Annotated in this window: 8 protein-coding genes, 1 pseudogene and 1 CRISPR repeat array; of the genes and pseudogenes, 1 reads left to right on the top strand and 8 read right to left on the bottom strand. The window is 42.3% G+C overall.

Translation table 11 applies throughout. From position 1 onward, the window contains the following. Positions 1–6: 6 nt before the first annotated feature. The 5 genes and pseudogenes from J4856_RS05040 to J4856_RS05020 all read right to left on the bottom strand — a co-directional run bounded on the left by J4856_RS05040 (position 7) and on the right by J4856_RS05020 (position 12,153). Positions 7–903: a sirohydrochlorin chelatase gene (locus J4856_RS05040; RefSeq protein WP_025838982.1), complete on the bottom strand. Its 897-nt coding sequence runs from the start codon at positions 901–903 to the stop codon at positions 7–9. Positions 904–1,550: 647 nt separating this feature from the next. After that, on the bottom strand, positions 1,551–5,570 hold the full coding sequence (locus J4856_RS05035; RefSeq protein WP_065367948.1) for a glycoside hydrolase family 2 TIM barrel-domain containing protein: 4,020 nt from the start codon (positions 5,568–5,570) through the stop codon (positions 1,551–1,553). Between the two features lie 714 nt (positions 5,571–6,284). Further along, complete coding sequence (locus J4856_RS05030) at positions 6,285–6,830, bottom strand: YiiX/YebB-like N1pC/P60 family cysteine hydrolase (protein ID WP_025838984.1); 546 nt, start codon at positions 6,828–6,830, stop codon at positions 6,285–6,287. Between the two features lie 237 nt (positions 6,831–7,067). Further along, positions 7,068–9,897: direct repeats of the CRISPR family, unit length 37 nt; unit sequence GTCTTAATCCTTGTTTTAATGGAAGATACTCTCAGAG. A gap of 170 nt (positions 9,898–10,067) precedes the next feature. Next, a pseudogene (nrdG, locus tag J4856_RS05025) lies at positions 10,068–10,552 on the bottom strand (anaerobic ribonucleoside-triphosphate reductase activating protein). A 1,148-nt stretch (positions 10,553–11,700) separates the two neighbouring features. After that, complete coding sequence (locus tag J4856_RS05020; RefSeq protein ID WP_025839662.1) at positions 11,701–12,153, bottom strand: cupin domain-containing protein; 453 nt, start codon at positions 12,151–12,153, stop codon at positions 11,701–11,703. A gap of 229 nt (positions 12,154–12,382) precedes the next feature. On the opposite strand from J4856_RS05020, the gene J4856_RS05015 reads away from it, so the two are divergent. Beyond that, positions 12,383–12,751 (top strand): winged helix-turn-helix transcriptional regulator, encoded by a 369-nt coding sequence (locus J4856_RS05015; protein WP_004359338.1) that lies wholly within the window; start codon positions 12,383–12,385, stop codon positions 12,749–12,751. A 341-nt stretch (positions 12,752–13,092) separates the two neighbouring features. On the opposite strand, the gene J4856_RS05010 is transcribed toward J4856_RS05015, so the two are convergent. From J4856_RS05010 to J4856_RS05000, 3 genes are all read right to left on the bottom strand, one after another. Next, positions 13,093–14,154 carry a relaxase/mobilization nuclease domain-containing protein gene (locus J4856_RS05010; protein WP_008449737.1) on the bottom strand — a complete coding sequence of 354 codons (1,062 nt, stop codon included), beginning with the start codon at positions 14,152–14,154 and terminating at the stop codon, positions 13,093–13,095. After that, positions 14,138–14,569 carry a plasmid mobilization protein gene (locus J4856_RS05005; RefSeq protein WP_008449726.1) on the bottom strand — a complete coding sequence of 144 codons (432 nt, stop codon included), beginning with the start codon at positions 14,567–14,569 and terminating at the stop codon, positions 14,138–14,140. The genes J4856_RS05010 and J4856_RS05005 overlap by 17 nt, the downstream gene beginning before the upstream one ends. 360 nt (positions 14,570–14,929) lie before the next feature. Then, complete coding sequence (locus J4856_RS05000; RefSeq protein ID WP_008449678.1) at positions 14,930–15,391, bottom strand: DUF3408 domain-containing protein; 462 nt, start codon at positions 15,389–15,391, stop codon at positions 14,930–14,932.

Here is a 15,391-nt window from a genome sequence, read left to right as displayed (position 1 = left end):
TTTAATTTATCGTTTGCTTTCTACCCATTGCTTTGTCTGGGCTACAATCCACTCTACAACACGAGAGGTAGAAGCTGGAAGAATTCCGTCTGGGCTATAGATAATCTCTGCACCAGTCTTCTTCACCAATTCCTTCTGCACATCCTGCATCTTGTGACGGTCAGCCATACGCTTCACATCAGAGGTGAGATAGATTCCTTGTACGATGATACGCTTTTTCTTCTGGGCAGCCTTGGTGAGCAATGGCATCAGCTCATTACTAAAATTGTGTCCCATCTCAATGAGTGCATGGTCAACATAGTTAATCTTCGTATTCTCCTTCGTGTACTTATCTACGTTGTTAAGCACCTCCTTCCAAAAGCCTATGCGCTCGTCATCGCCATGTGCGAGGAAGATGACAGCCTCGTTCTGAGGGTCTTTTGACAGACTCTGAATGCGGTCGTGCATGCTCTTCTCTAAGAGGTAGCTATAATAGAAGGTGGGACCGAGGATGATTGGCGTCTTCGTGTGTACCATCTCCGTCTTCTCTTCAGCCAGCTCTTCGCGCACATAAGGGTTGTATTTATGACCAAGGATGTTTGGCAAATCCTCTTCTGTATGACCGGATGGTGCGATGAAGATAGGGAGTGCAAAGATGGTGTCAGCACCTTCTGCTTCGCATGCCTTTACCACGGATGCCACTGAAGGCTCGGTATATTCCATCAAGGCTACCTTTACAATATCAATACCTTTTAGTTTCCCCTCTGCAACCTGTTGTTTCACAAGTGGCTCTAAGTCTAATACGGGCTTACGCCATGACTCCATTGGTGATCCGTGAGCTACAATCATTAAAGCTGTTTTCGCTTGTAGCGTTGAAAGGGTTGTTAGCATGAAGGCTAACATCAAAATAATCTTTTTGTTCATTTTATATTGTTTTATTTATTAATTCGTCATCCTGACTAGCGTCAGGCGTAGAAATTATGCAAAGTTATAGATATTTTCTTTACACGCCAATACCTATATTTTATGATTTTAGTGGCTGTAAAAGACAATACAGCCTCACTCCACTATCCCCTTCAGAGGGGAGGAGTGTAGGAAACAATTTGCTTGTAAAATGTTGAGTAAAATTACTGCAAAAATACCGAACGAAATGCCGCAAAAATACCGAACTATTTGCGTAATACGAAGATAATCAGAATCTTTGCTATTAGAGCAAAAATTGTGATTCTTTTGGCATGTCTGAAAGATTAGTCATTTAGCAAGATGGTCTGTGTTTGTATGGTAATATAAACGCGCTTTCCCTGACAAGCTTCCTCTTCAAGCATTAATATAAATGGTGCGGAGGCTTATAGTTGGCAAGTTTGCAAGTTGATGAGTCTGTAAGTTGACGAGTTAACAAGTTGCTTGTTGACAGGGTAATTTAAGACAGAGTAACATAGAAACATTTTAATTCATAATCTCCGTCAATTCATAATTATGATATCCTCCGTCTGCTGTATTTCTTGCTACATATAACTTGTCAACTCGTCAACTAACCAAAGGGGTATCTCGGTAATTACGCCCCTCCCTTTTTACTTCTCCAACACCTTAAACTCTGCCCCAGTGGCGAAGTCCTGACCATTCTGCTCACTGAGGGCTGTCAGGCGGACGAAGCGGGTCCTGACAGGGGTGGTGAGGAGGATGGTCTTCTCCTTTCGGTTATTCTCAAAGGTACCCTCAGCAACAGGCTTGCTCCATGTTTTACCATCGTTGCTCACCTGGATGCTGTAGTTCTTGATGTTACCATTGTTGCTGTCCTGACGAGGAAGATAGGTGAAGCCCTTGATGGTCTTCATACCGCCACAATCGAAATCGACCCAGTGAGGGTAGTTTGCCACTGTCACTGAGTACATCGTGTGCCAGTAAGTGCTTGGGTTGCCGTCAGTTAAGTGACTTGCATCACCTTCACCGCTCTCCTGACTTGAGGCAAAGACAACAGACAATGGGATGCTCTCAATGCGTGAGAAGGTTTGAGAAGCAACGAGCCAATCGTTCTCCTTCGTCCACGCTGAGATGGTACCACCATCATGTAGGTTCACTGCTCCCATGTACTTCATCGCCTTCTTGCTACCATTGATACGATAGAAGATGTCGCCTTTGGCTCCATTTGCATTGATTGTCACGTTGCCTTCCGCATCTCGAACGATGGTCAGTGGGGTAGCACCCTTCAGACTTACATTCGCATCACGCACGAGTGCGTCCGTCTTGACCGCAGACATAGGACGAATCATATAACCGAAGGTATGTGGCGTTGCCATTACACGGTCGTGCTTCAGCGGACCACCCTGTCCACAGCTGTTACCACCAAGCCCCGTGATAGCCATGTCAAGGTGTAGATAGGTGTAGTCGCTCTGTGGCAACTCGTGTGGGTGGTTAGCCATGGCGATGGTGTTATCCGACCAAGGCAGCGCTGAGAAACTCATCTTATCTTTTGCCACGAAGAGCGCACCGTTACCATCGTCACCCGTCAGTGAGAGCCAACGTGTATCTTGATGGTTGCCAGTGTCCTGTGGTTTAGGGAAGGCAACGAACTCATCCTTCACATTCGGCTGTGCATAGATACCAATCATCTGACCCGTCTTGCGGTCGGGATAGTTATCTATGGTACCACGACCATAGTAGTTCAGACGACCGAGCTGGTTAGGAATACGAAGGGTATAACCCAATTTCGCAAGTGTCAGGTTAGGTTTATTACTTGTGATTGCACTCTCACTCTCTATACTTCCGTCAGGGAAGATGGTGTAAACCACCTGCGTATTGAAGTGGAAGTCGTCCTTGCCGAAAGGCTTCTCTTTGTACTCAATCAGCTTCTTCCAGTTGGCATTGCCACCCTCAAGGCGATAGCCATAAGGTGCTTGTGACACAACGTTGAAGACCACTGACACTGAGCCGTCAGCATTGGCGTGGGTGGTATAGTCAGTGCACTTATGTTGGAGGTTGTTCAAACCGTTCGCATACCAATCCTCGTAAGCCCAGTTGTCGTTGTTGACCCACGCACGGAAGGCGTTCAATTCTGGTCCACAACCATCAGGAATGATGGTCTTACCAGCATATTGAAGGTTATAAATAGTACCCTTAGAGAGGTCGAATGTTGTCGTAAAGTCCTTACCTGAAAGGGCTAACTTGTTATCCTTCACGGTAGATATCATCACCTTACCCTTTGCGTCGAGGGCAGGACGCACCGCTGCTACCTGTACAGGCAACTGCTCCTCAGCCTGAATATAGCCCGCCTTAGCCCATGGCATGTCACGTTTGAGACGATAGGTAACGTGAAGGAGGTACTCCTTGTTAGGGTCGAGACCCTCGTTGAGGCCTGCTATCGTGATGCTCTTATGCTTTCGTGCGGGTACGCTACCAAGTTCGAGCTCGCCCTGTTTTACGCGTACGCCATCAGCTGTCAACTCGTACGACATAGCGTAATTGCTGAGGTCATCCGTGTAATAGTTCTTATTGAATACGTCCAGAGTAGCGGTCTTCGTATCCTTCCAGCTTGTACCAATATACTGATAAACCTTCTTCACCTCATAGTATTGTGGCTTTGGCAGCTCATCTCCGAAGATGATACCATTCATAACGAACTGGCCGTCATTAGGTGTATCACCGAAGTCGCCACCATAACCTAGGTAACGTTTGCCATCCTTTGTGTAGTTATACATACTCTGGTCAATCCAGTCCCAGATGGCACCACCCATGAAGAAGTTGGTTGACTCCATCGCGTTCCAATAGTCAACGAGGTTGCCGACAGCATTACCCATTGAGTGGGCATACTCTGAGATGTGGAAAGGATACTTGATGTTCATCTTTCCTTTCACGGCATCACGAGTCCACGCAATACTTGGATACTGGTTAGAACCTATATCCACGATGTCGTTATTGCGCTCATACTGAACGGGTCGGGATGCATCGTAAGCCTTCAAAGAGTCGTAAGCTACAACGAAGTTATGACCTGGTCCTGCCTCGTTGCCAAGACTCCAGATTACGATGGATGGCTGATTGACCAACTGACGTGTCATTGTCATGACGCGATCGACGTGGGCTGCTTGGAACTCTGGCACGTGAGAAAGTGACGCCTTGCCATAGAAGTATTCGTGGCTCTCGATGTTGGCTTCGCTCTCCAAGTAGATACCATACTTGTTGCAGAGATAATAGAAGTAAGGGTCGTTAGGATAATGTGAGGTACGGATGTGGTTGATATTCGCACGTTTCATCAGCATAATCTCACGTTCCATCTGCTCACGAGAAATCACCTTACCCGTCAATGGATTCGTGTCGTGGCGGTTGACACCCTTGAGTTTCACAGGTTTACCATTGATATAATAATATCTTCCAGCCAAACCGAACTCGTCCTGACTGGCAGGTGTATCCTTAATCTCAACGGTACGGAAACCAGTTTGGAAACTGATGGTTTCAACAACCTTCTTCCCCTGCAACAGCTCGCCAACAAGGACATAGACATTTGGCGCTTCAGCCGTCCACGCTGCCACATTGTTCAGGGTGAGCGTCTGCCGGAGGTCGGTCTGGGCATTGCTGCCACAAGCGGTCCTCGTCTTCGTATCCTCGAAGGTTGCAACGAGTTCGTTGTCGTCAGCAAAGAGTCTGTTCTTATAGATGCTCCAACGGAGGTGGAGGTCCTTTGCATTCTTAGCAGTGAGGTTCTGCAGTGTTGTATTGAGGTCGATAGTACCCTTACCATCTTCAAAGGAAGGGATTGCCTTCACGTCAGCGATATGCACCTTTGGCGTTGCCGTAACACTCACGTTACGGAAGATACCAGGCAGGCGGAACATGTCTTGCGCCTCAAGGAAACTACCATCCGATGAGCGGTAAACCTCAACAGCCACCTCGTTCTTACCCTTTGTGATATAAGGTGTGATATCGAATTGTGCCGTGTTACGAGAGTTCTTTGAGAAGCCTACGTAATGGCCGTTAATCCATAGATAGAAGAAGGAGTCAACACCATCAAAGTTCAGATAGACCTCCTTGCCGTCCCAGTTGGCTGGGATATCAAAACTTCTTCTGAATGAACCCACTTCATTACGATATTCGTAGGTGGTATAGTTCTTTGGTGGTTCACGCATAACACCCTTCTTCCAGTCGCCTGGTTCGATGTTATACTTAAAGATAACCCACTGATTGACATAGATTGGTACACCATATTTCAGCGTTCCATCCTTCTGAATACCTGCCATATTCCAGCTTACAGGCACCTGCAGACGATCCCACTTACTATCATCATAACCCTTTGCGAAGAAGTCCTTTGGACGTTTATCAGGGTTTTTTGCGAAGTGGAAATGCCATTCTCCGTTGAGAGAAAGGTAATCCTTTGCGAACTCTGGCAGCACCTTCCGTGCTTCATCGACGGATGAGAAGGATGAAAACAAGGCACGAGCAGGCAACTTATTGTAGCCCAATGCACCTGGCGACTGCCACTCATCACCCGTTGGTGCTGTAGCCTGACCGAAGAGATAGCCTCCCGTAGGATGGTTATCAGCTTGTATCGGTGTCGCTGTTAATGACGATAATAGTAAACCGAATAGTAATTGCTTATACATAATAGTTAGGTTTTTATTCTTCTTTTGTCATGCCTTAACTGCTGTCTCAAGGGGCAGGGTTAATGGCACTATGGGGCTGTTATTCAGATTGTAAGCCCCCTGTTGTTGGCGAACTTAGGCAAAGTTAATAAAAAAAACAAATAAGCAATAGGAAAGGGAGGATATTACGTAAATAATACACTCTTGGGAGAAAGTTGACAAGTGAACGGGTGGACGAGTAAACAAGTTAATTGCGAAGAAAGATAGAGTAACGAGGGAAGTGGACAAGGGAACGAGTGAACAAGTGAACGAGTTGATTGCGAAGAAAGACAGAGTAACAAGGGGACGAGTGGACAAGAAGACGAGTTGACGAGTGAACAAGTTAATTGTGAAGGGAGACAAAGTAACAGGGGAACAGGGGGTAAGTACTTATAATATATGGGGCGAGAAGGGCTTGAAAAAAGCAAGAGACTAATACACTTCTTACAAGAAGAGTTTAGTTTTCATTTGCTGTCACTTTTAACACTTCAAGTAATCACACTGTAAACTAACAAGTTAGACGAGTTCTTCGAGTGATAGCAGTGACAGCAAAGTTTGTTTTATAGAAATGTATTGAGAGAACAATGCAACATGAGGGGTGACAAGTTAGACGAGTGAACGAGCCGACAAGTTAACAGGTTGCTTGTGGAGAGTACAAGGCAACATGAGAACTTGGTTTCCGCTATGCCGCTAAATCTATAACAAGTCACAAGGAGCAACGACTTTCTGATTTGGGTCCATACCACGTCTTTTCATTAGTTTACCAAGTCCGAAGATATGATAAGACTTGACAGGCTTGGGCGTAGCAAGTTGAATACCAAACTGATCCTTATAGATGTCGTATATAAGTTCTGAACAATAATACTTGTCATTATTAAACTTAAAGGCTAAATCATAACGCTTACCAAGGTATTTAGCATACTTAATTTTGACAGGTTTGTTCAGTACTCGTCTTCTCTTACACCTTCCCATCTTACCCCTATCAATCCACTTCTTAAGTGGAGTGAGCTTGACAACATTAGAGGCTTCAAGCACATAGAGTTTTCCTTCCTTTTCTACAATCACACCACAATGTGACCACGGAGAATTAGTTGCTAATTGAATAAAAGGCGACTGACGACTTTGCGATACTTGAAAGATTAAGTCTCCTTCCTTAAAATCATTCGTCACTCTTGGAGTTCGCTGCGCATACAATGCAATAGCAACCAATAGTAACATGATTATTGTCTTAAACTTTTTCATTATTATTCTGTAATTCTTTGACTTACAAGGACTCTAAAATTACATTTCCCATTATTTAGGAGTAGCCGTAAAGCGATTGCAAAGGTAATGATTCTAAAACAGAATGTCAAGCGGAGCAGACTTTTTCTTATAAGCTACTCTCTGTCTAATGTTTCCTAAAGTGAGAATACTACTAAAAAAAGTAGAAGTACCATGCTTAAAAATACTAAGCAATAATCCACCTCAACTTTGCCAGCTCTATTTACCCTTGTTTTAATGGAAGATACTCTCAGAGCTCATTTCGAGGAGAATTATAAAGATTAACTAAAGTTTTAATCCTTGTTGTAATGGAAGATACTCTCAGAGTTATGATTCGCCTAATACCAGAACTGGCTGATTAGTCTTAATCCTTGTTTTAATGGAAGATACTTTCAGAGGTCGGTGGTTAACCTTCGTCAGCAGTTAGTTGGTGAGTCTTAATCCTTGTTTTAATGGAAGATACCCTCAGAGAGTTGGATGCAGTAGTAGCTAATGGTGGTAAGCAGTCTTAATCCTTGTTTTAATGGATGATACTCTCAGAGTGGCAGATTTTTGAACAACAACGCTTAAACAAGTGTCTTAATCCTTGTTCTAATGGAAGATACTCTCAGAGTAGCAGACTCATAATCAGAAGGTCATAGGTTCAAGGTCTTAATCCTTGTTTTAATGGAAGATACTCTCAGAGAGATTATAATCGTTATAAAGATAGTGTTATATGGGGTCTTAATCCTTGTTTTAATGGAAGATACTCTCAGAGACACTTCGACGAAGATAAACTTTTTTAATACTATGTCTTAATCCTTGTTTTAATGGAAGATACTCTCAGAGAATACACAGCTAGAAAAGTGTAAAACTTATAACAGAAAGTCTTAATCCTTGTTTTAATGGAAGATACTCTCAGAGATCGATGGAACAGTATATTACGGTATATGGAGTGTCTTAATCCTTGTTTTAATGGAAGATACTCTCAGAGGTTGCACAACTTCGTGATGATGAGAATGCAAGTGTCTTAATCCTTGTTTTAATGGAAGATACTCTCAGAGTGATATCATCCCATCGAATGAACATACAAAGTAGTCTTAATCCTTGTTTTAATGGAAGATACTCTCAGAGCATTTATTGCGTGTCAGATCTACATTGACGTAAGGTCTTAATCCTTGTTTTAGTGGAAGATACTCTCAGAGCAACAATGAAAAAGGAAATTAAAATCGCTACACTGTCTTAATCCTTGTTTTAATGGAAGATACTCTCAGAGCATATCTCAGCATATAGAATTGGCTTCTTCTAAAGCGTCTTAATCCTTGTTGTAATGGAAGATACTCTCAGAGACAGAAAGGGAACCAAGAATGTTGTTCTTGAGTTCTAGTCTTAATCCTTGTTGTAATGGAAGATACTCTCAGAGACAGAAAGGGAACCAAGAATGTTGTTCTTGAGTTCTAGTCTTAATCCTTGTTGTAATGGAAGATACTCTCAGAGCCAGAACTATGATAGCATGGACGAATTATTCGCCGGTCTTAATCCTTGTTGTAATGGAAGATACTCTCAGAGAAAGCACCGCCTTTATGAAGATTATCTAAAATCTTGTCTTAATCCTTGTTGTAATGGAAGATACTCTCAGAGACAAGCGTTTTGAGTCTTGGAACACTTATTATCTTGTCTTAATCCTTGTTTTAATGGAAGATACTCTCAGAGGTAATGAAAGTTGACTCAGTACTTGAAGAGGTATTTGTCTTAATCCTTGTTTTAATGGAAGATACTCTCAGAGATCGTAAAGCATAAATATTATATATTAGCAATTCGTCTTAATCCTTGTTTTAATGGAAGATACTCTCAGAGTGATACTCGAAGATGGACGCGTGCATAAGATGATGTCTTAATCCTTGTTTTAATGGAAGATACTCTCAGAGATCGCAGAAAGTTTCCTCGCTGGAGATTAGAAGTCTTAATCCTTGTTTTAATGGAAGATACTCTCAGAGACATTCGCTTGTGTCTAACATTGGACAAACCTGTTGTCTTAATCCTTGTTTTAATGGAAGATACTCTCAGAGCGTTCGTATTGTTTGCGCCTGCAATTATAGGAATGTCTTAATCCTTGTTTTAATGGAAGATACTCTCAGAGCACACTCAAAACAGTGTCAAAGAAGAACAAAGATGGTCTTAATCCTTGTTTTAATGGAAGATACTCTCAGAGGTGATGATAATGCTTAAACAGAAAAAAGGCTTAGTCTTAATCCTTGTTTTAATGGAAGGTACTCTCAGAGATAAAATTATGAAATTTAACTTAGGTATTAATAAGTCTTAATCCTTGTTTTAATGGAAGATACTCTCAGAGTCAAGAGACATTCGTAGGCTTCGAGAAACAGACAGCAAAGTCTTAATCCTTGTTTTAATGGAAGATACTCTCAGAGTGGGCAAGTACAAGCTACTGTATAGAGGGTAGCAAGTCTTAATCCTTGTTCTAATGGAAGATACTCTCAGAGTCTATCTTGTGGAATAAAATGAGAAAACTTGGTGTCTTAATCCTTGTTCTAATGGAAGATACTCTCAGAGAAAGAGATATTAGAAACTGCACTTAATTTGTGTAAGTCTTAATCCTTGTTTTAATGGAAGATACTCTCAGAGTCATCTGAAATGAACTACGATAAAGACAATGAGTCTTAATCCTTGTTGTAATGGAAGATACTCTCAGAGATTAAGATTGGCGATAAAGTTTGTAACAAAGAGTCTTAATCCTTGTTTTAATGGAAGATACTCTCAGAGCGAATCAAAGCTGATACGTTCTACAAGTTAGTTAAGTCTTAATCCTTGTTCTAATGGAAGATACTCTCAGAGCAAACAAGTTTGGGTACAAAAAAAGCAAGTATCTATAAGTTTTAATCCTTGTTTTAATGGAAGATACTCTCAGAGCCAGGCTCAACCAACTCTTACGTGGGAATTGAGCTGTTTTAATCCTTGTTTTAATGGAAGATACTCTCAAAGTCATCCAGAGATGTCGTCTGTAGATGAGGCTGTGTTTTAATCCTTGTTTTAATGGAAGATACTCTCAAAGCGCAAGACATACGAATCCTTTGTATAAGCGGGATTGGTATTTATAAGACCAATAACGCATGCTCATGTTAACAGAATTTAACTACCTTCTAAGCGAGTGCAAAGGTAGTAATTTTTAAGCAAAATGTCAAGGAACGCTGGGTTAAATATTATCAACCAAAGGTGACTTTTTTATAGGTTATTGCCTATCTGATGTGTCCAAAAGCGAGAAGTGATATCCTCAAAGCTTCCATCTGTGCAGCGGCGGTACATTCGTTGATTGGTGCGTGGGAAATCGAGTCCACCAAGATGGCGGAGGTAGGCTCCCACTTTGATATAGTCGAAATGCTGTTGATTGATGAGCGGAGAGATTGCTGTGCGCCCTGTGTACCAACCAACCTTCAAACCGTTGTGACGTTCTTGGACATATTTTGCAAGCAGGTCAACAGCCGCTGGGTCACCATCGCCACCCATAAAACCCACATAGGTAATGGTATCTTTCGCACCATGAATCAGTGCAGACAGTGCTTCAGCCGTCAATTCATCTCCTTGTTTGCCCACAAGAACTGACTATGGCAGGCCGGACAACGACACGGACATCCCGAAATATTAATGGCAAGCGTCACCTCATCGGGAAACTCCTGAAAGACAATATCTGTATTGATATAACGAAGCATTACTATCTGATTCTTTTTTCTAAACACGCTTATGCTTAAGTGATTATCTTCACCCACACAACATCGTGTCACCTCCTTTTATGTGAACGATTTTCTACCCTACAAAGATATAAAGAAAGTATTAAACAAAGCAGACTTTATCTGGAATTATTGATAAAATTTGTAAGGGACAACAACTTTACTAATACTCTTATAAATCACACTTAATAAGAATCATACATTTTTATAAAGTTTGGTTTACAAATTGAACCTTTTCTATAAAACAAACTTTATAACCTCTGACTTTCTACGCTTTTTTATCATGAATCATAATTTCTCATAACCTATACTTGTGCTAAGGTTTATTTATAGGTTTTCAGGATTTTGGAGTGATAAGGTTTGACACATAAAGTTAGGTTTCTAACGAAATGTCACACGGAGAAAAGGAGAAAACGGAGGATTATTAAAAAGCGATAGAAGTCACGGAGGCACCGTCGGTGCATAGAGCGACGGAGCTTGTTTGCCAATTCTATTAGCAATTTATATACAAAGCGTTTACCTCAAAATTGTTATCAAGAATCTGTACGCTATACCTCCGTCGCTCTTTGTGCTGTCGGCACCTCCGTGACATTACGTTTAGCTCCGTCCCCTCCGTTACTCCGTGTGCCTATTATATAAGACTTTTAGTTTATTACTCCATATTTCGGAAGAACCTTTTGTTATCCTGTATTTTCAAAGGGTAGGTCTTTTAGCTAATAGACTATATTTATATAAGAAAAAAGGAGTGGAAGAAACGATATTTTCTTTCACTCCTTTTCGTTTTGTAGAAGCCTGAAATGTCACTAAATACAATGTTACACCTTGTTAGAACTATTGCCTTAGAGATGGGGAAACATTCCTCTCACACCAAGCGATGAGGGTTGAGACGAGTGGAAAGAGTTCTTTCCCAATGTTTGAAAGGACGTATTGTTTGTCGCTTTCAACAATAATCCGATCTTCTTTTAATATATTTAGCGAGGCGGATAGGGGAGAGTCGGGCAGGTCATACCTTAACTCTTCGTAAGTTGCTCTGCCTTTCTTACCGAGTGTTTGGATAAGGCAAAGCGTGTCCGCCACGCATATCCGTGAGAGGATATTACGTATCGGACACGTAGGGAATAGTGGGTCAATTACCATTTCAGTTCTTCATTCAGTATCACACCATCGCCAGCAGGTGCATCATTCTCAGCAAAGCTGTTTGCCTTATACTGGATGCAGAGCATTAACATCTCGTCATTACCAGTATTCTTCAGCGCACGCTTACCTTCTGGAGCAACGCGAATAATACTACCTTCAGTCACTGGGAAGACCTCGCCATCAACCTGATACTCACCTTCACCTTTGAGGATAAAGTAAAGTTCCTCGTGTGTCTTGTGTGTGTGAAGGAAACCACTATCTTGTCCGGGAACGAGTGTCTGGAATGAAAGTTCGCTACCTGTCGTCTGTAATGCCTGACCAACGAATACCTTACCCGGAATCTCTATCTCTCCGAATGGGAGCACATAGTCCTTGATATCGCTGAGCTTACCTACGTTTACTGCTGTGAAGTTCTTACCATTCTTGATCGTTTCAACTGTTTTCATAATTCTTTTTGTTTTATTGTTTTGTTTGTTTTGATGATGCAAAGGTATTGACTTTCAGTCTGTTCTGCAAGTAGGCACGCAAATGTCAGCCAGTTACCTTGAGGTAAGTAATGCTGATAATAAAGCATTTAAAGGGTACTTGTTTTACATAGTTTAACACTAAAAGATGCGAGCCTTAGCTTATAATAGTTACTTTTGTGCAGTAATATGACTTAAAGAGCTTATAAGTATGAATAGAAACGAAGTCAGAGATGCCCTCTATCCTAACTGCCCTATAAGAAATGTACTATCAAGAGTAGGGGACAAGTGGTCGATGTTGGTGCTTTTCACGTTGGAGAACAACGATTGCCAACGCTTTAAGGAACTGCAACGTAATATACCCGATATTTCTCAAAAGATGCTGACTGCAACGCTGAAGATGTTGGAGGGTGATGGACTTATTCATCGGGAAGTCTTTCCAGAGATACCTCCCCGCGTTGAATATTCGCTTACGGAGAAAGGGAAAAGTCTACTACCGCTTATCGACAACCTCCTTTCATGGGCGAGTGAGAACATGGAAGATATTATAGAGTCGAGAAAACAGTATCTTTTAAAGTAGGTTTTTTAGAGATCTTGGAGGTTAATAGTTCAATTGTTAGCAATCCTCTTTGTAAGTATTTTTCGTCTACTCGATTTTTATTAAGGCTTAATTGCATTCGAATTAACGCCTTTTTGGCTTGCAAGATAATTCTTAAAATACAACTTGTTGAAAATAAAGAAGTTACCTTGTTAGTAGAACTAAACTGGTAACGATTTAGAAACGAGCGAGTTACTTGGTTTCGCTGTTTTCTGCCTAACAAAGAACGCTTGTTATTCTGTTTGCAAAGATAATACTTTGTTACCGAATAACAAGCGTTCTTGATGAGATATTCTTCTTTCTGCATTTTGTTCAGGCGTGAGTTATAATCCTCTTCCACGTTTTTTCTTTCTGTTGGCTTGGTTCCTGAGCTTGCGCTGCCACGCTGTTTCAGCATAGTCATTGCCCTGTGTGGATGGTGTAATCAAATCGCCTAATCCTTCCACAACTTCATCGGCTGCACTAACAATGGTGTCTGCCACTGTACTAATAGGATTCTGCACTTGTGGTGTGTCATTGTCTCGTGAAATTGAGGAGCGGCTTGGAGGTACGAGTTGATAACCGGTATCAGGGCGTTCGTTCTTTTCTGTTGCCTCCTGTATTGTTTGGTGTGGTTTCCTTGGCTCTTCCCTGTTGGTTGGTTCAAAGTTTTTCTGCAGGGAACGGTAGCCGAACTCCCTGCCGATTTCGGATGCCTTGAATGATTGTCCTGCGTATGAGAACTTCAAGCCATAGACCTTGCCCTGCTTGTTCTTCATGCGCTCTATCGCGATGCCGTTCTTGTTCAACTCGTAAAGGAACATGGAATGCCCAGTAATACCCATACCTTTGTACTTGTCAAGCAGGGCATAGCAGATTTGCTGTACCTGCTGTTTTGTCTGCTCTCTTATTGGACTGGCTTTTGGCTCCTGATGCTGCTTTTTCGCCTTGACCTCCTTTGCGATGGTCAAGTGTTTCTCCCTGCTGATTTCTTCCGCCACCCTTGCTGCCCTATTGCTCACAAAAGTAGTATCATAGACCTCTCCGTACAAACTGATGCGGTTGGCAATGATGTGAATGTGTCTGTTGTCGGTATCCTTGTGCGTTACCGCCACCCATTGGTGGTTGTCAAGTCCCATTTGCTTGGCAAATAAATGGGTTATCCACATGAGTTCGGACACAGACAGCTTTTTCTCGTCCTGCGGTGCGATGCCTATTTCGATACGGAGAAACTTGTTCCTGCAACGACTGTTGTAATCGCTGACCACTTTCATTTCCTCATAGATAGCCTTTGGCTCCCTGCTGCAAAGATTGTGGAAGGCAAGTCGATAGCCAAGCTTGCCCTCTCTGAAGATATAGTCTAAAGCCGTGCTGCCGTGCGCTATCGCCTTACATTTTCCTATCATTTCTTGTTAGATTTAAGACCTTATATACCTCATCTTCCACACGAAAATGAGGGTCGTAAAACCGCTTAAATGCTTCTTTTGCACATAGTGATAGGTTCTTTGTGATGAGTACCCACCTTTCGTCCTTGACCTTGATGAGATTGGATACCTGTCCATAGAACTTTCCTGTATGATGGAGAATGGCAATGGCTTCCCTCTCATTGTCTGTCATCTTGGGAACGGCTGTTACTTCTCCGTTAAGGAGTATCTCACGGCAGTAATCTGAGAACTTCCGCCCTGCACTTTCCGCTTTTGACTTGATACGCTGCTTCTCTTCTAAGGTGCATCTTACCTTGATGAACTCCGTTTTGTTCATCCGCTGTTCTTCCTTATCCTGTTGCTGCCATCGGGCAGCTTTTCCTTTGTATCTTTTCATATAAGTTTCTTAGAAAGTTAATCATTGTAGATGATTCATTGTTTCTTAATTCCTGAATACTGACCGATGAGAACGGAGTGATTACGGTCTTATCTCCCCGACAATCGAACGAGGGGAGCAAGAGCAGTTTGTGGGTACAAACTGACGTCTTGCAATGTCAGCTAACGAAACGTTTACGCATAAAGCGTTTTGGTTATTAAAAGCGAATGCCGTGCATTCAGTATCTAACTGCGTTCGTAGCGTTCCCACCATTCAGTGTTTTTAGCAAAAGTTCGTTGCCTTACTCTCTGAAAAGTGTCGAGGGTTTTGAGTGAAAGAGGTGTTCCTTTTTCTGAAACCCCTCGACCATTTTCTTGCGGTTCACAGTTTTCTCCATTTCTCTACATCCTCACCGTATTCCCCCAAATGGATGCGCACGATGTTCTCCACGAAACTTGAAAGATTGCTACCCCTGTCACCCAACCTGCGAACGATGAAGTCGGCACGTTCCTGCGTCTCCCTGCTCAGGTAAACCGCCTTTCTCTCACTTAGCTTTGTCGGAACGAGGAACGCCTGCTTGTATGCGTCGAGTGTCTCTTTTCTCATCTTGGCACTGATGCGTTTTTGAACGGTTGCATGCTCTGTATGCTGTGCAGGCTCGGCTGGCGTAACATACTTTATGACATGTTCTGTTCCTTGTTGTTTTTGCTCTTGAATATTTTTCATTCCCTTTGCTCGAAATTCAGCGACGGTTTGTTCACTTGAACTTTCAGCTTGGCTCATACTGAAAGATTTCCTGATGGTATTTTCCATTTCCTCTTTGCTGACTGTTTTCTTTTCCAT

This window comes from Prevotella scopos JCM 17725, from assembly GCF_018127785.1.
In the GTDB taxonomy this organism is placed as follows: domain Bacteria; phylum Bacteroidota; class Bacteroidia; order Bacteroidales; family Bacteroidaceae; genus Prevotella; species Prevotella scopos.
The sequence above is the reverse complement of the archived record's forward strand: the minus strand, read 5'-3'. Positions and strand labels throughout refer to the sequence as shown.